Below are 18134 nucleotides of genomic sequence, written 5' to 3'. Positions count from 1 at the left end.
GGCAACCTCAGTAAGGTTAGGCTAACTTGATCCCCTTGGAAGGGTGCTGAGTCCTCGATGACGGAACCGACCGCTCCTCATGTACTGCTCTCTCCCACCCACTTCACCGATGTGCGCCGACGCGTCGGCGATTACGGCGACCGGACCATCGCCGAGGCATTGGCCATCGGGCTGGCGTACTGGGCGACAGGGGGCGGCCCCGACGGCATCGACCTCACCCCCGCCACTTCGTTCGCCGATGTCCTCGGCTGGGTCGACAACGGCGGTGGTGGAAGCCCGGGGTGGGAGGTCGGAGCGGACGGCCTGACCATCACGCTCCCCGACGGCGTCCGGCCGGACGAAGCACAGCTCGCCCTGGACGACCTGGCCGGCTTCCCGGACCGGCCCGTCGGCACCATCGGCCCCTCCAGCATCGCTGCACGGATCGAGACCCTGGCCCGGTGGAACGACAACCGGGCCGACCGCGTCCGCCCGACCGTCATGGAGCTGTTCCGCGAGCAGGCCCGCGCCAGGCCGGACGCCGTCGCGATCGTCGACGAGCACCGGACCCTGACGTACCGTGAGGCGGCCGAGCGGTCGGCCCAGCTGGCCCACCACCTGATCGAACGCGGCCTCGGGGCCGAACAGGTCATCGGGATCTCGCTCGGCCGCTCCGCCGACATGGTCATCGGCCTCCTCGCCGTACTCCAGGCCGGGTGCGCGTTCGTCCCGCTCGATCCGCAGTGGCCCGTCGCCCGCCGGGCCGTCGTCATCGAGGACGCGCGGGTCGTGCTCCAGCTCGACAGCTCGGGCGGGTCCGACGCCGCCGAGCCGGACGCCGTCGCCGTCGACCTCGGCGACTGGGGGTTCGGTTCCTGTCCGGCCGAGGCGCCCGAGGTGGCCGTCCACGCCACCTCCCTGGCGTACGTCATCTTCACCTCCGGTTCGACCGGCCGGCCCAAGGGCGCCATGATCCGCCACGAGGCGATCAGCGAGCGCCTGCTGTGGCAGCGGGAGGAGATCCTGCGGTTCGGCCACGACGACGCGTCGCTGTTCAAGGCGCCGCTCTCGTTCGACATCTCCATCAACGAGATCTTCCTGCCGCTGGTCTCCGGCGGCCGGCTGGTGGTCCTGCGGCCCGGCGGCGAACGCGACCCGCACCACCTGCTCAGCGTGATCGCCGAGCAGCGCGTCACCTTCACCTACCTGGTCTCCTCCATGCTGGACGTACTCCTGGAGATCGAGGCCGGCTCCGGCCGCCTCGACAGCCTGCGCCATGTCTGGTGCGGCGGCGAGGTGCTGACCCCGGAGCTGTACGAGCGGTTCCGTACCCGGCTCGACATCCCCATGTACCACGGCTACGGCCCCGCCGAGACGACCATCGGCGTCTCCCACGTCATCTACCGGGGCGAGGCCGAGCGCCTGTCGACCTCGATCGGCAGGGCCAACCCCAACACCCAGCTCTACGTGCTGGACGACGAACTTCGCCCGGTCCCGTTCGGCGTCGGCGGCGAGCTGTACGTGGGCGGACTCCTCCTGGGACGCGGATACGTCGGGGCACCCGGCCTCACCGCCTCCCGGTTCGTCGCCAACCCCTTCGCCTCCGACGGCTCCCGGCTGTACCGGACCGGTGACCTGGCCCGGTACGACCCGGACGGGTCGCTGGACTTCCTCGGCCGCGCCGACAACCAGATCAAGATCCGGGGGATGCGGCTGGAGATCGAGGACGTCGAGGCCTCTCTCGCCGAGCACCCCCGCGTACGGCACACCTGCGTCGTCGCCCGGAAGAACAGCGCGGGCGGCAGCTACCTCGTGGGCTATGTCATCCCCTCCACCCGCGGTGAGGAGCTCACGGCCGACGAGGTCACGGCCTGGGCCACCGCCCACATGGTCGAGTACATGGTCCCGGCCCACCTCGTCGTCCTGACGGAGTTCCCGCTCACCGCGAACGGCAAGATCGACCGCGCAGCCCTGCCGGAACCCTCCCGGCCCACCGGCGGCCTCGTGGCACCCGCCACCGAGAACGAGCGCCTGGTCTGCGCGACGGTCGCGGCCGTGCTGCGGGTGGACGACGTCGGCGTCGACCAGGACTTCTTCCAGCTCGGTGGCGACAGCATCCTGGCGATCTCCCTGCTCAGCGCGCTGCGGGACGTCGGCCTCCATGTGACGGCACGCCAGATCTTCACCAACAGCACCGTCGGGGCACTGGCGGCGGTGGCGAGCCGCGACGACGTCTCCACCGTCGACCGTGCCGACACCCCGACCGGCTCCGTCGTCGGATCGCCCATCGTGCAGTGGCTCGGGGAGACCACCGACACCATCGACGGCTTCGTCCAGTCGGTCGTCCTGAACACCCCGCCGGAGCTGACCCCCGATGCGCTCGACACCGTCCTCGCCGCCCTGCTCGACCGCCACGACATGCTCCGCGCCCGGCTGGTGCGCGGCGAGCGCTGGAGCTTCGACATCCCGCGGGCCGGGCAGGCCGTCGTGGGGTGGCAGGAGAGCGACGGGCCGCTGGAGGAGTGCGTCGAACGCGCCACCGAAGGGCTCGACCCGGACGACGGGGTGATGCTGCGTGCCGTCTGGCGCCGCGCGGCACACCAACTCGTCCTGGTCGCCCACCATGTGGTGATCGACGGCGTGTCCTGGCGGGTCCTCATGGACGACCTGGCCACGGCCTGGCGGCAACACGCCGCCGGCGCACCCGTCGAACTCCCGCCCGTCGGTACGTCGTTCAGGCGCTGGACCCAGCTCCTCGGGCGCGCGCCCTTCGACGCGGACCGTGCGTACTTCCAGCGCGCCCTGCCCGGAGAGGACGCACCGATCGGCAGGCGTGCGCTCACCGAGGCCGACACCGTGGCCCGGGAGCGGACCCGGACCTTCTCCGTCGGCCCCGAGGAGACGGCCGCACTGCTCGGGGAGATCCCCGCCAAGTTCCACGCGGGCGTCAACGACGTCCTGCTCACCGCCCTGGCCGTCGCCCTCGCCCGGTGGCGCCGCGACCGGGGGCAGGACCAGACCTTCGCCCACATCGAGCTGGAAGGGCACGGCCGCGAGGGGCGATTCGTGGCGGACGCGGCCGGGTTCGAACCCGAACTGTCGCGTACGGTCGGCTGGTTCACCACCCTGTTCCCGGTGACCGTGGACCCCGGCGCAGCCTCCGACCTCACCGGCCCCGCCTACCTCGCCGCCGCCCTCAAGGCGGTCAAGGAGGACCTCGCCCGGGTACCGGGCAACGGCCTCTCCTACGGCGCCCTGCGCTACCTCACCGACACCGAACTCACCGCACCCGCACCCCAGGTGCTCTTCAACTACCTGGGCCGCTTCGACGCCGGCGCCGCCGGACACTGGCAGCTCGCGGGCACCACGGGGCAGTTGGGCGAGAGGCGCGACCCCAGGATGCGCCTGCCGCGTGCCCTGGAGTTCAACGCGATCGCCGAGCCGGGCACCGACGGGGCGTACGAGCTGGTCACCACCCTTTCCTGGCCCGAGGGCGTGTTCACCGACGAGGACATCGCCACCCTCGGCGCGTACTTCGGCTCGGCCCTGTCGGCCCTCGCCGCGCTGGAGGAGGGCGGCCACACCCCCAGCGACTTCCCGCTGGTGCCGCTCACCCAGGCCGACGTCGACGACCTGGACGGCCCGGAGCTGCGTGACATCCTGCCGCTGACGCCGTTGCAGGAGGGCCTCTACTTCCACTCGGTCTTCGACGACGACGCCACGGGCAGCTATGTGGAGCAGCAACTGCTCACGCTGGAGGGCGAGGTGGACGCCGCCCGGCTCGCGGCGGCCGCCACCCGGCTGCTCACGCTCTACCCCAATCTGGCCGCCCGCTTCACGGCCCTCGCCGACGGCCGGGTCGTCTCCGTCGTCGAGAGCGGCACCCGCGCGCCCTTCACCACACTGGACCACCCCGGCATCACCGACGACGACATCCGCGACCTCGCCGAACAGGACCGCCGCGCGGGGTTCGACCTCGCCACCGGCCCCCTGATGCGCTACACCCTCATCCGCGCCGGAGCCGGCCGCACCGTCCTGGTGCAGACCGTGCACCACATCATCGCCGACGGCTGGTCCGTCCCGCCGATGCTCCGCTCCCTGCTGGCCGAGTACCACGCACCGGGCTCCGTGTACCCGCTCGGCGGCTACCGCGACTACGTCGGATGGCTGGCCGGACAGGACCAGGACGCGAGCGACCGGGTGTGGCGCGACGAGCTCGCGGAGCTGCCCGGCCCCTCCCTGGTCGCCGAAGGGCACACCCCCTCCGGGCGGTTCGCCGACGTCGCGGCCGAGCCCGCCGACGACATCGACGTCGCCGCACGGTCGGCGGGCGTATCCGTGAGCGTGGCCGTGCACAGCGCGTGGGCGGTGACACTGGGAGGCATCCTGCACGGCCGGGACGTCGTCTTCGGCTCCACCGTCTCCGGACGCGACGCCGAGGTCCCCGGCATCCGTGACATGGTGGGCCTGTTCATCAACACCATTCCCGTACGAGCCCGTTGGGCCGCAACCGACACCGCGTACGACCTGCTCACGGCGGTGAAGGAGCACCAGAGCACGGTGCTGGCACACCAGCACGTGTCGTTGGCCAGGATCGGCCGGCAGGCCGGCGCGGGCTCGCTCTTCGACACCCTGGTGGTCTTCGACGTCGCCACCGACGTGGACGTCCTGCGCGGCCCGGACGACACCCTCACCATCACCGCCATCGCCAACGAGGGTGCCCCGCACTACCCGTTGACGCTGGTCGTCGAGCGCGCTCGCGACGGCCGCCCCCGCTTCAACCTGATCCACGACGGGGAACTGCTGCGCCGCGAGAGCGCCGAGGCGATCCTGCACAGGTTCACCCGGACCCTCGCCGAGCTGCTGAGCCGCCCGGACGCCCTGGTCGACGAGCTGGCCCGCGCAGCGGACCGCGTCCCGGAGCGGGTCGTGCCGACGACCCTGGGAGGGCTGTTCGACGCCGCCGCGCACCGCGACCCGGCAGCGACCGCCGTGACCCAGTGCGCCCTGGACGGCTCCGACCGGTCCCTGACCTACGGCGAACTGGCCACGGCCAAGGACGCGTCGGCCGCCGTCCTGCGCGCGGCCGGAGTACGCCCCGGGCAGCGGGTCGCCGTCGCCGTCCCGCGCTCCCTGGAGCAGATCGTCGCCCTGGTCGCCGTCGTCACCGCCGGAGGCGCGTACGTACCGCTGGACCTCGCCTACCCGGACGAACGGCTGGAGTACATCCTCGCCGACGCCGCCCCGCAGGTGGTCCTCGTGGACCAGGACCAGCGCGACCGCTTCACCCGGCTGCTGGAGAGGGCGGGCGTCAAGGCCCGGGTGCTCGTCCAGGGGGAGGAGAACCCGCCTGCCGCCGACACGGCCGCACCCGTGGTGAGCCCGCAGGACCCGGCATACGTCATCTACACCTCCGGCTCGACCGGCCGGCCCAAGGGAGTCGTCGTCCCGCACTCAGCGGTGGTGACCCTGCTCGCCGGCACCCGGCCGGACATGGGCTTCGGGCCGCACGACGTCTGGGTCCAGTTCCACTCCTTCTCCTTCGACTTCGCCGTCTGGGAGCTGTGGGGCGCCCTCGCACACGGCGGTGAACTACTGCTCCCGGACTACGCGTTGACCCGCTCGCCCGTCGACTTCCACCGGCTGGTCCGCGAGCGCGGGGTGACCGTGCTCAACCAGACCCCCTCCGCCTTCCACCGGTTCATCGAGGCCGACCTGCACGCCGGCGAACCGGTCCCGGCGCTGCGCCGCGTCATCTTCGGCGGCGAGGCGCTGGACCTCGGGCGGCTGCGCGGCTGGGTCGAGCGGCACGGCACCGGTGCGCCCGAGCTGGTCAACATGTACGGCATCACCGAGACCACCGTCCATGTCACCCACCGGGTGCTGAGGGATGAGGACTTCGCCCGCTCCACCGATATCAGCCCGATAGGTGGCCCGCTCCCCGGTCTGGCCGCCTATCTGCTCGACGACCGGCTCCGGCCGGTACCGCCGGGCCGGGTAGGCGCCATCTACGTCGCGGGTGATCAGGTGTCCCTCGGCTACCTGGGGCGCCCCGGGCTCACCGCGAGCCGCTTCGTGGCGAACCCGTTCGCCGGCGACGGCTCCCGGATCTACCACACGGGGGACCTCGCCCGCCGGACGCTCGACGGGGAGCTGGAGTTCGCGGGCCGCGCCGACGACCAGGTGCAGCTGAAGGGGTTCCGGGTCGAGCCCCGCGAAGTCGAGGGAGCGATAAGGGAGTTGGACGGCGTCGTCGATGTCGCCGTGACTGTGGCGGACAGCGGCGACCACCTCCTCGCGCACATCGTGGGCGAGGCGCCCGCCGACCTGATCGCCCTGCTCTCCGCCAAGCTGCCCGTCCACATGGTGCCGGGCCGGGTGCTGCCGATCGACGCGCTGCCGCTGACGGTCAACGGCAAGCTGGACCGCAAGGCCCTCACCGAGCGCGCCGCCCAGGAGGAGGGCGCGCAACACCAGCAGGCCGGGCCGCAGCACCAGCAGCAGGCCACGAGCGGGTCCGACTCCCTCGCCGCCCTCACCGGCATCTTCGCCGAGACGCTGCCCGGCGCCGCCGTGGACGCGGACACCGACTTCTTCGGCGCCGGGGGCGACAGCATCGTCGCCATCACCCTGATCAACCGGGCCCGCGCACTCGGCCTGCCGATCGCGCCCCGGGACGTCTTCCTCCTCAAGACCCCGCGCGCCCTCGCCGGCCACCTGGCCACGCGCACCCCCCAGGCCGCGCCTGCACCGCCCACCCGGCGCGAGGACGGCCCGCTGCCGCTCACGCCGATCATCCTGCGGCAACGGGAGCTGGGCGGCTCGCTGACCCGGTTCGCCCAGGCCAGGGCGGTGGTGGTGGCCGAGGGCACCGGCCTCGCCGACGTCCGGCGGGCCGCGAACGCCGTCATGGCGGCCCACCCGGCCCTCCGGCTGCGGCTGCACGTCGAGCACGGCGTATGGACCCTGCGCATGGAACCCGCCCGCGACGCCACGGTCGCCACCCCGGACACCGCCGACGCGACGGCCGTGGCGAACGAGGCGGCCGGGCGGCTCGCCCCCGAGGCCGGAGACGTCATCGCGTTCTCCTGGCTGGCGGCCAGCCGCACCCTGGTCGTCACCGTGCACCACCTCGCCGTCGACGCGGTGTCCTGGCTGATCCTCCTGGACGACCTGACCACCGCCCTGAGCGGATCCGCCCTCCCGCCGCCGACCACGCCCTACGCCGAGTACGCCGCAGCCCTCGCCGTACGGTCTGCCGAGTCGGCCGACGGCCTCGGACACTGGATCACCACGCTCCAGGCCCCGCCCTTGGTGCGGACACCCACCGACCTGCGCGAGACCACTGTCGTCCTCGCACCGGACGTCAGCGACCTCGTGACGCGCACCGCCCCCGCCGCCCTCGGCACCGGCCTCACCGAGCTGCTCTGCGGCGCCCTGCGCACCGCGCTGACCCAGATCCAGCCCACACCCACCGACCTGGCGATCGACCTGGAGCGTCACGGCCGGGTCCCGGCGCAGGAGCACCACGACTACACCCGTACCGTCGGCTGGTTCACCTCCATCGCCCCCGTACGGCTCACCCCGCACACCGACCCGGTGGCGGCGGCCCGCGAGATCGCCGACCGCCAGCCGGACGAGGAGGGGCACGTCGCGTACGGGCGGCTCCGATACCTCAACCCGCAGGCGGCCCCCCTCCTCACCGCCCGCCCCCAGGTCCTCTTCAACTACCTCGGCCGGGGCGGCGAGTCGCAGGCCCTCCACATCACCGGCGGCGAGCAGAACAGCCCGTACGCCGTCGAGGTCAACGCCTGGACCGACGACGCCACCGGCAGCCTGCACGCCGCCTTCACTCTCGCGGCGGGCATACCCGACGCGCTCACCGACCACTGGCTCACCGCCCTGGCGCAGATCGGGAACGCCTCCGCCACCGCCGAGCGCACGGCACCGGTCACCCCCCTGCAGCGCGGCCTCTTCTTCCAGGCCCAGATGGCGGGCGCGGCCGGACACTATGTCGCGCAGAGCTACTTCACCTTCGATCGGCGCCTCGACCCCGACGCCCTGGCCGAGGCGATGGCGTGCGTCATCGGCCGCCACCCGGTCGTCGGCGCGGGCTTCACCACCGACGGCTACGGCAACCCGGTCCAGCTCCTCAATGCGGGCCGCCGGATCGACGTCCGCACGGTGGAGCTGACCACGGACGCCGAGGTGGACGACCTGTGCACCCGCGACCGCGATCTCGGCTTCGACCCGGGGGAGCCGCCGCTCATCCGGATGACCGTCGTGCGGATGCCCGACGGCCGTGACGGGCTGCTGCTCAGCTACCACCTGCTGCTCTGGGACGGGTGGTCCCGCGAGATCGTGCTGCGCGACCTGTTCGACGCGTACGAGGCCGTCGTCGCCGGCGAGCCGTGGGACGCGGCCCCGGCCGTGCCGGGCTTCGAGGAATACGCCCGGGCGCTCGCCGCCAAGGACCCCGCCGTATCCGAACGCTTCTGGGCGGACCACCTGGCCGGTCTGTCCGGGCCGACGCTGCTCGCCGGACCGGCACCGGCCCTCGGCGAGGGGCTGCCGCAGCCGCTCGTGCACACGCTTTCGGCCGAGCTGACGGATCTGCTGCGGGAGGCCGGCCGCGTCCACGGCGTCACGCTGAACTCGGTGCTGACCGGCGCCTTCGGTCTCCTGCTCGGGGCCCGTACCGGGCGCGGCGACGCCGTGTTCGGCGTCACCGTCTCGGGCCGGGAGGGTGAGGGTCACGGCGACGTCGTCGGCGTACTGCTGAACACCGTGCCGATGTGGACCCGGGCCCGGCCCGAAGAGACGGTCGGCGCGTACCTGTCCGGCGTGCAGGCGGCCCGGGTGGCGGCGATGGACCACGAACACCTCGGGCTCGGCGAGATCCAGCGGGCCAGCGGGCACGACACCCTGTTCGACAACCTCTTCGTGCTCCAGAACTTCCTGGACCTGGACGCCTTCGCCGCGATGAACGCCCGCCACGGCATAACCTCCGTCCGGGCGGACGACTCCACGCACTACCCGTACACCTGGGTCGTCACGCCCGGCGACCGGCTCACCGTCAAGCTGGAACACCGCCACGGCGACCCCGAGTCCGCCCGCCGGCTGCTGGACGACTACCTGCGGGTGCTGGAGGACGTGGCGCACTCGACCACGGGGCGGATGGGTGCTCTGCGGGGACTGGGACCGGACCCCGAGCCCGCCGAGCGTACGGACATCGGTACGGACACCGTCGTCGACCGCTTCGACCTCGCGGCCGACCGCCATCCTGAGCGACTCGCACTCGTCGCCGACGGCGCGACCATGACCTTCGCCCAACTCCGCGACCGCAGCCGGGCCGTGGCGGGCGTGCTCGCCCGGCGCGGTATCGGCCCGGAGACGACCGTGGCCCTGGCGATCCCGCGCTCGCCCGACTGGATCGCGGCGCTGTTCGCCGTACTGCGGGTCGGTGCCGCGTACGTTCCGCTGGAGCTGGACCACCCGGACGAGCGGATCGCGGCCATCGTCGAGGACGCGCGGCCCGAGGTGATCCTCACCGTGAGCAGCGTGTCACCCCGGCTGACCGGCGAGTTGATCGAGCTGGACCGACCGCTGCCGGCCGCCGAGCCGTACGTGACCTTCGCCCCCGGCGATCCGGACCGGCTGAGGCACCCCGCGTACACGATCTACACCTCCGGATCGACCGGCAGGCCCAAGGGCGTGGTGACCGAGTACGCCGGGCTCACCAACATGCTGATCAACCATCAGCGCCGGATCTTCGAGCCGGTCCTCGCCGAGCACGGCCACCGCACCTTCCGCATCGCGCACACCGTGTCGTTCGCGTTCGACATGTCGTGGGAGGAACTGCTCTGGCTGGCCGACGGCCATGAAGTCCACATCTGTGACGAGGAGTTGCGCCGCGACGCACCTCGGCTCGTCGAATACTGCGGGGAGCACGCGATCGACGTCATCAATGTGACCCCGACCTACGCTCAGCAGCTCATCGCCGAAGGACTGCTGGACAACCCGCGACAGCGGCCGCCGCTCGTGCTGTTGGGCGGTGAGGCCGTCACGCCGACGCTCTGGCAGCGGCTCGCCGAGACCGAGGGGACGGTCGGCTACAACCTGTACGGGCCCACCGAGTACACCATCAACACCCTCGGCATCGGCACCTTCGAGTGCCAGGACCCGGTGGTGGGCGTGGCGATCGACAACACCGAGGTGTACGTCCTCGACCCCTGGCTGCGGCCGCTGCCCGACGGGGCCCCCGGCGAGCTGTACGTGGCGGGCGTCGGTATCGCCCGCGGCTACCTGGGCCAGAGCGCCCAGACCGCGCACCGCTTCGTCGCCTGCCCGTTCGGCGCACCCGGCGAGCGGATGTACCGAACGGGGGACCTGGTGGTCCGTCGGCCGGACGGCAACATCGTCTTCCTGGGCCGTACCGACCAGCAGGTCAAGATCCGCGGCCACCGGGTCGAACTGGGCGAGGTGGAAGCCGTGTTCGCCGCCCACCCGGCGGTGCGGTTCGTCGCCGCGGTCGCCCAGCCCGACCCGCAGGTCGACGGGGCCTACCGACTGGCCGCCTATCTGGTCCTGGAGGGAGCCGAGTTGGCGGAAGTGGCCGGTGAAGTCAGCGCGGGACTGCCGGACTTCCTGCGCCCGACCCACTTCGCCCAGGTTGACAGCATCCCGCTGACCGTGAACGGGAAGGCTGACACCAAGGCGCTGCCCGAGGCACGGCCGCTCGGTGCGCTGACCACGGCGGGGGAGCGCGGACCGGACACCGAGACCGAGACCGTGGTCTGCGAGTTCTTCGCCGAGGCACTGGACCTTGACGACGACGAGGTGAGCGCGGTGAGCGACTTCGTGTCCCTCGGAGGGCACTCCATGCTGGCGGTGCGGCTGATCGGGCTGCTCCGCCGCGAGTACGGTCCAGTGATCACGATCCGTGATCTGTTCACCCTGCGAACCCCGGAAGCGATCGCCCGCCACCTTGATGAGAACCGACACGCCTGATGAGAACTGACACGCAGCGGCCCCGCCCGGGGGCCGCCATTCTGCGGACCGCTCTGCACCGGAACATCGGCGCCATGATCGCTGGCACCGTCCTCATGGGCCTGTACCAGGCGGCGGAGACCGCGTTCCCCATCGCGCTCGGGCTGATCGTGGAACACACGATGCAGGACCGCAGCCTCGGCGCGCTCGGGGTGTCGATCGGCTCGCTCGCCGTGATCATCGCGACGGTCTCGCTGTCGTGGCGGTTCGGCATGCGGGTGCTCCAGAAGGCCAACACGACCGAGGCGCACCGCTGGCGGGTCCAGGTGGCCGCCTGCGGGCTCCAGCCGGTGGCCAGGGACGTGGACGGCCTGAAGTCCGGCGAGATCCTCACCATCGCCACCGAGGACGCCGACCAGACCGCGGACATCATCGAGGTGGTGCCGCTGCTGGTCAGCTCCCTGGTCGCGGTGGTCGTCGCCGCGGTCGCGCTGAGCCTGGCCGACCTAAGGCTCGGCCTGCTGGTGATCGTGGGGACCGTCGGCATCCTGTCGGTCCTCGCGGTGATGTCCAGGCGGATCGGCTCCAGCACCCAGGAGCAGCAGGCCAAGGTGGCGCGGGCCGGGGCCAAGGTCGCCGACCTCATCATCGGCCTGCGCCCGCTCCACGGCTTCGGCGGCAACCACGCGGCGTTCGGCTCCTACCGCAGCGTCAGCACCGACGCCAAGCGGCAGGCGATCACCGTCGCCCGGGTGAACGGCGCGTACGCGGGCACCGCGCTGGCCCTCAACGCGGTCCTCGCCGCCGCCGTCTCGTTGACGGCGGGCTGGCTGGCGTTCGGCGGTCGGATCTCCATCGGTGAACTGGTCATGGCCGTGGGCCTCGCGCAGTTCATCATGGAACCGCTGAAGATGTTCTCGGAGATGCCCAAGTACGTGATGATCGCACGCGCCTCCGCCGAGCGCATGGCGCTGGTGCTCTCCGCTCCGCCGGTGACGGTTCCGGGTCCTGAACGACCGGCCCCGGGCGGTGACCTGGAGGTCGACGGCGTCCGCCACGGCACCCTGCGAGGGCTGAAGTTCACCGTGGCCGCAGGGGAGTTCGTGGCGATCGCCCCCTACCAGCCGCGGGCGGCGGCCGACCTCGTCGCGGTGCTCGCCGTGAACGCCGCGCCACCCGCGTACGAGGGAGTGGTCCGGCTCGGCGGGCAGGAGCTCGCGGACCTGTCGGTCGAGGCCGTCCGCGAGCACATGCTGGTCAACCCGTACGACGCGGAGATCTTCGGCGGCACCCTCCGGACGAACATCGACCCGTCCGGAGGCAGCCGTACGCTCCCCGAGGCCGTCGAGGCGTCCATGCTGACCGATGTCGTCGCCCTCCACCGCGACGGGCTCGACTACGCGGTCCGCGACCGGGGGGCGAACCTCTCCGGCGGGCAGCGCCAGCGGCTCTCCCTGGCCCGTGCGCTGGCCGCCGACAGCGACGTACTGGTCCTGCACAACCCGACGACCGCCGTCGACGCGGTCACCGAGCAGCTCATCGCCCGCAACATCGCGAAGCTGCGGCGGGGCCGCACCACGCTCGTGATCACCAGCAGCCCGGCGCTCCTGGACGCGGCGGACCGGGTGCTCGTCCTGGACGAGGGCGTCATCACCGCCGAGGACACCCACCGCAACCTGCTCGCGGGCGACGAGGAGTACTGCCTGGCCGTGGCCCGGTGAGCGGCCGGCGGGGGCGGTCGTCGCCCCCGCCGGCCGCTCAGCCCAGCGCCCAGGCGACATCCCGGAGGAGGGCCTGCCGCCAGCCCGCCCGGTCGTGGTCCGAGGCGGACCGCGAGACCCGCACGGTCGCCCCGGCCCGCTCGGTGAGCGACTCGGCCAGCTCGCAGTGGGGCAGCATCCGTGTCTCGTGCTCCCCTACGTCGAACGCGCAGCGCAGCGAGGACAGGTCGGGCCCCCGGCGCAGTCGTTCGGCGATGGTCCCGCCGACGGGACCTCCCAGCGGGTCCGCCGACCCCTCGGCGCCGGGCGCCCACCAGAACGACCCCGACTGGCAGGCGATACGGGAGACGAGATCCGGGAACTCCAGCGCCGCGTACAGCGCGCTCAGCCCGCCCAGGCTCTGCCCGGCGACCACCAGCCGTTCCAGGTCGCCCCGTACACCGGATCCGGCCACCAAGGGCAGCAGCTCGTCCCGGACCGCCTCCCACAGCTCGGGGCGGCAGGCGAACTCGGCCTCCCGGTCCTTGGCCGGAAGGAAGACCAGCGTGACGGGTTCCAGCTCACCGGCGGCCACGGCAGAGGCGAACGCGGTCATCGCCGGGTGGAGGTGCAGCCAGTCGTCCCCGTCGAGCAGCAGCACCACCGGCCCGCCGCCCGCGACCGGGTGGACGCGTACCGTCCGCCGCCCGCCGAGCCGCGCGCTGCTCCAGCGCAGCCGGGTGTCGGGGAGGGGCAGGATGTCGTCGGGGCCGAGGGCGGGCCAGTGCGGCTGGGGCGGGGCGTCCGGGGTCGCGGCTATGGAGCGGTCACCGCCCGCCCGGGCCGGGTTGAGGTGGTCGGCGCGGGCCTCGCCGTCCACGAGGAACCGGTAGGTCACCCGCAGCCGCGCGGGCATGGGGACCTCGGCGTACCAGCAGTCCGTGGCGGCCCACCGCCGCAGGGGGAGGGGCCCCGACCAGCTCTCGAAGTCGAGGTCGGCGGGAGACCCCCGCCACAGGAACAGCGTCAGCCAGCCGTCGTCGGCGGGGACCGACCGGGGCGTCCGCGCCGCGGCCCAGAACGTGTCGGTGCCGGGCTTGCCGGGAAGCCCGAACGCCGCGAAGGGGCTCTCCGCGTCGGCCGCCTCAGCTGCTTCGGCCGCGGGGCCGGGTCCGGGGGCGGTCATGGCCGACCGGGGAGACCGTGGGCCGGGAGCCGGATGAGCGGGCGCATGAACGTCTCCTGGGGAGAAGGGAGGGGGTTCGCTCTGGGCGAGCCTAACCCGGAGATCCTCTCCGCTCCAGAGGTGCCCCCGTCCAGGGGCGCTCCCCTCCACAGATGCGCCACTCCGGCGATGCTCCGCACCGCGAACTCCCGCCGACCCGAGGAGGCGTACGCCCCGGCTCCGCGCTGCGAGCCGCACGGGCTCTCGCTAGCGTGGGCGTGCGGAGCCCCGCCCCGACGAGTAGAAGGGCCTCACGATGGACCGACCACCGCATACGGCGAGAGGTGACATCGGCCGGCGCGTCGCGGCCCGTCGCCTCCAGCTCGATCTGTCCCGGCAGGACGTGGCCCTGAGGGCGGGTGCCGCACCCGGCTACATCCAGTACGTGGAGGAGCAGTCCGCGACCCCCGGCATCGGCTTCCTGCTCCGGCTCGCCGACGCCCTGGAGACGACGGTCCAGGAGCTGACCGGCGGGACCGTGGACCTGCCGGGCGGGCTCGGCCGGGGGGCCCGGGGGGCCCGGATGGCCGAACTCGACGAGACCGAATGCCGGGCCCTGCTCGGCGACCACGGTGTGGGGCGGGTGGCGCTGAACGACGGCGACGGGCCGGTCGTCCTGCCGGTGAACTACCAGGTGCTCGACGGCGAGGTCATGTTCAGCACGGGGGACAGTTCTCCGCTCGCCGGAGCGGCCGGGACGGAGATCGCGTTCGAGGCCGACCACATCGACGACGCCTTCAGCAAGGGCTGGAGCGTGCTGCTCGTGGGCACCGTCCGCGTCGTGGAGGACGAGGACGAGGCGCGCCGGCTCAGGGAGACGGCGTACTCGACCCCCTGGGCGGGAGAGGGGCGTGAGCACGTCATGGTCCTCGTGCCCCGCCGGATCACCGGGCGCAGGATCGTCGTGGACGACGCCCCGGGGGACGCCGGCTGAACCCGGTGACACCCAGGCAGAACGGCGAGGGGGGAACTGCGGGGGCGGGAGGCCTGACGGGCGCCTGCTGCGGGTCACTCGAAGGGGACGACGGCGACCGGGGCCGGGCTGTGGTGGATCGCGGCGTGCGCGACATGGCCGAGGTGCGGGCCCACCGGGGAGCGACGGCTGCGCCGCCCCACCACCAGCAGACCGGCGCTCCGGGACGCCTCCACGAGCGCGGCCGCCGCGGGCCCGACCACCGCCTGCTCCGTCACCCGGACGGCCGGGAACTTGGACCGCCAGGGCCGCACCATCCCGGCCAGCCCCTCGGCGGCCTTCCGGCCGAGACCGCTGCCGACACCCGGGTCCAGGATGGCCGTGTACCCGTACGCCGGGGACGGGGACCAGCTGTGGACGATCCGCAGCTCCTCGTCCCTGCGCGCGGCCTCACCGAAGGCGAAGGCGAGCAGTGGGTCGCACGGTTGTTCGATGTCGACGCCCAGGACGATGCCTGAGCCGGTGTCTCCGGAGCCCGTGCCCGACGAGGGCGAACCCGACCGTACGAGCACCACCGGCCGTCGCGCCCGGCCGACGACGGCGAGCGACACCGAGCCGATCAGGAAGCCGACTACACCGCCGAGCCCGCGCGACCCCAGCACGGTCACCTCGGCCTCGTTCGCGGCGGCGGTCAGCTCGGCGGGAGCACGGCCGCGGGCCATCTGGGTGGTCACATCGAGGCCGGGCCGCTCGCTCCTGACCCGTTCGGCGGTGGCGCGCAGCAAAGTCTCGTACCGCTCGACCAGTGATTCGGCGGAGAGCACCGGCACCTCCGCGGTGACCGGCCACTCCTCCACGTGCATGAGGTGCAGCGGGACGTCGAGCAGGGAGGCCTCCTCCGCGGCCCACAGCGCGGCCGCCAGGCTCTCGGGGGACTCGTCCATTCCGACGGTGACATGAGGGGTCATGGCCAGGGCCTCCTCGGTACGCGGGGCTCCGGGTGCGGAACCCTGCGTCCAGCCTCCTCGCGGCGGCACCCGCCGGGCGAGGGGCCGAGAGGGCCGGATCGGGGCCGAAGGGCCCATGCGCGGCGGCGGCGCTCCGGTGCGACCGTGGAGGGGTGGCCCCGGGCCACCCCGAGCCCTCAGGCCCCCTGAGCCCACCGGCCACCCCGAGCCCCGGGCCACCTCCGAGGAGGAGCCATGACCAGCGACCTTCCCGACCCCGCGGAACTCGGCGCCGTTGTCGTCGGAGTCGACGCGTCTCCGTTGGCACGGGCCGCCGCCCTCTGGGCCGCCGCTGAGGCGGATCTCCGAGGGCAGCCGCTCACCATCGTCCACGCCGCCGACATCGACGGGCGTTCCGTCCTCACCTCGGCCGAGACCCTCCAGGCCCTGTGGGACGCGGCGAGCGACGTGCCGGCCGAGACCGCCGACGCCGTACAGGAGAAGTACCCGGACCTGATCGTGACGAAGGAGCTCAGCCGCGGCGACGCTGTGGCCGCACTGCACGCGGCGGCCGGCGACCGGGGCACGATCGTGGTGGGCAGCAGGGGGCTCGGCGGGTTCGCCTCACTGACGCTCGGCTCCGTCGGACTGGGCGTGGCAGCGCGCACCGAGGTGCCGGTGATCGTCGTACGGGGCGAGCCCGACCGGGCGGCGACCGGGGTGGTCACGGCGGCCGTGCACGGCACGTCCGACCTCGACTGGCTTCTGATCGCCGCGGCCGAGGCGCACGTCCGCAACGCCTCGCTGCGGCTGCTGAGCGTCAGCAATGCGCTGGCCTACGTCGGCCGGTTCACCACCATGCTCGACAGCATCGGGGAGGTCACCGAGGAGAAGGTGCACGAGACGGCCGCCGTGGCCGACCGGATACGCAAGAGCTATCCCGGCCTGACCGTCACCCACGACGTCGAGACCGGGACCAGTGTTCCCGGCATTCTCGTCGAGGCCACGGCCATCACCGACCTGCTGGTCATGGGCGCCAGGCACCGGGTGATCGGGGGCGGTTCCGCGCTGGGCCGAGTGGCCCACGCGCTGCTGCACCACGGCCACTGCCCTGTCCAGATCGTTCCGCCCGGTTATGCGACCACGGACGACGACAGCGGCTGAACGGCAACGAAGCGGCGCACCGGTGTGGGGCCTCTCCGCGGAGAGGCCCCACACCGGTGCGCCACGCGCCCTCTCACTCCACGCTCAGGACCTCACCGACCGGCCGTCGCGGCGTGGCCACTCCCCGCGGGCCGTAGCCGAACCGGAACACCATGTGGACGAAGCCGGTCAGCGAGCCGGGCTCGCGGGTCAGCGCGCGGAGCTCGGGCCATTCGAGGGGCTGCGACATCAGCGAGGTCGACAGCCCGTCGAGGGTGGCCTGCAGGAGTACCCGCTCCATGGCCTGCCCCGCCCGCAGCCAGTCGGCCGGGGTGTCGTCCATCGTGCCCAGAAGCGCGATCTGCGGCTGCGCCTCGAAGGCGGCGACGGCCCGGCCGGGCAGGTCGCGCGGTGCGTCGAAGTCCCGGGCGGGGGCGCTCACCCCGTACTGCCGGGGGCCGAGGGCGTACGACGGTATGCCCTCGGTGGCGGGCCCCTCCCCGGTCTTGCCAGTATGGGTCCAGGAGGCGATCTCCTCGCGCAGCGCGGCGTCGGCCGACTCGAAGAGAGCGGCGTCGCGCACCAGGTCCAGGACGGCGTCCGAGTGCCAGGACCCCGGCACGATCAGCCGGCACCCCTCCAGGAGGGCGGCACCGCGGACCCCGTCGAGTATCTCCCCCGGGATCCGCTCGTCGGAGAAGGGGAAACGGCTGGTGTGCCGCTGCCGTACGGCGGGGTACAGGTCCGCCGGTCCCGGTTCCGCCGGGTCGGGCTCCTGGAGCACGACATCGGCCAGGTGCCAGGGATCGCGGGGGTCGGGAAGCAGTTCGGCGGCGGCGTCCCACCCCTGATGGGCGGCGGACACCCGCAGATTGAACAGTGCGGCCCCGCATCCCAGGTGCAGCCCACGCCCGTCCGGGTCACCGGCCGGCAGCGAGCGCGACGGGTCTCCGTACAGGGCGAGGACCCGGGTGCCCGCGCGATGGACGAACCTCCAGGGCTGGGCGTTGTGCATGGACGGTGCGGTGACGGCGTCCTCGACCAGCGAGGTCACGGTCTCGACGAGATGGTCGGTGGTGGGCATGGCTTCCTCTCCGGTGCTCCCTCGGCTCCAGCTTCCCGCCGGGCACGCCCGGCGCAGCAGGGGCCGAACGGCCCTGCCCACGGTCCGAACGGGGCCCCTTTCCGCCTCTCCCGATCACGACGAGCAGGACGATCACGACCAGCACGCGCGGCTC

At 73.0% G+C, this 18134-nt stretch carries 7 protein-coding genes; 4 read left to right on the top strand and 3 right to left on the bottom strand.

Features of this window, described 5'->3' with window-relative positions; genetic code table 11:
- The first annotated feature begins 57 nt into the window (after nucleotides 1–57).
- Together AMK21_RS22915 and AMK21_RS22910 are read left to right on the top strand one after the other, a co-directional pair.
- Nucleotides 58–10989, top strand: coding sequence for a non-ribosomal peptide synthetase (locus AMK21_RS22915; protein WP_073880874.1), 10932 nt, complete (start codon nucleotides 58–60; stop codon nucleotides 10987–10989).
- Nucleotides 10989–12689 carry an ABC transporter ATP-binding protein gene (locus AMK21_RS22910; RefSeq protein ID WP_073880872.1) on the top strand — a complete coding sequence of 567 codons (1701 nt, stop codon included), beginning with the start codon at nucleotides 10989–10991 and terminating at the stop codon, nucleotides 12687–12689. Before AMK21_RS22915 ends, AMK21_RS22910 begins: the two co-directional genes overlap by 1 nt.
- Nucleotides 12690–12726: 37 nt before the next feature.
- Here the strand turns inward: AMK21_RS22910 and AMK21_RS22905 are convergent, their stop codons facing one another.
- On the bottom strand, nucleotides 12727–13854 hold the full coding sequence (locus AMK21_RS22905; protein WP_073880870.1) for an alpha/beta hydrolase-fold protein: 1128 nt from the start codon (nucleotides 13852–13854) through the stop codon (nucleotides 12727–12729).
- 295 nt (nucleotides 13855–14149) lie between these two features.
- Between AMK21_RS22905 and AMK21_RS22900 the strand changes: the two genes are divergently transcribed.
- Complete coding sequence (locus tag AMK21_RS22900) at nucleotides 14150–14827, top strand: helix-turn-helix domain-containing protein (RefSeq protein WP_073880868.1); 678 nt, start codon at nucleotides 14150–14152, stop codon at nucleotides 14825–14827.
- 74 nt (nucleotides 14828–14901) lie between these two features.
- On the opposite strand, the gene AMK21_RS22895 is transcribed toward AMK21_RS22900, so the two are convergent.
- On the bottom strand, nucleotides 14902–15774 hold the full coding sequence (locus tag AMK21_RS22895; protein ID WP_073880866.1) for a universal stress protein: 873 nt from the start codon (nucleotides 15772–15774) through the stop codon (nucleotides 14902–14904).
- 234 nt (nucleotides 15775–16008) lie between these two features.
- Between AMK21_RS22895 and AMK21_RS22890 the strand changes: the two genes are divergently transcribed.
- On the top strand, nucleotides 16009–16917 hold the full coding sequence (locus AMK21_RS22890) for a universal stress protein (RefSeq protein WP_073880864.1): 909 nt from the start codon (nucleotides 16009–16011) through the stop codon (nucleotides 16915–16917).
- A 73-nt stretch (nucleotides 16918–16990) separates the two neighbouring features.
- On the opposite strand, the gene AMK21_RS22885 is transcribed toward AMK21_RS22890, so the two are convergent.
- The gene (locus AMK21_RS22885; RefSeq protein ID WP_073880862.1) at nucleotides 16991–17980 is read right to left on the bottom strand and encodes an Acg family FMN-binding oxidoreductase; all 990 of its coding nucleotides are present in this window, start codon (nucleotides 17978–17980) and stop codon (nucleotides 16991–16993) included.
- Nucleotides 17981–18134 lie beyond the last annotated feature (154 nt).

It is taken from the genome of Streptomyces sp. CB00316 (assembly GCF_001905595.1).
Lineage (GTDB): Bacteria > Actinomycetota > Actinomycetes > Streptomycetales > Streptomycetaceae > Streptomyces.
Note: the sequence above shows the minus strand (reverse complement) of the source record. Positions and strands in the feature narration are given on the sequence as shown.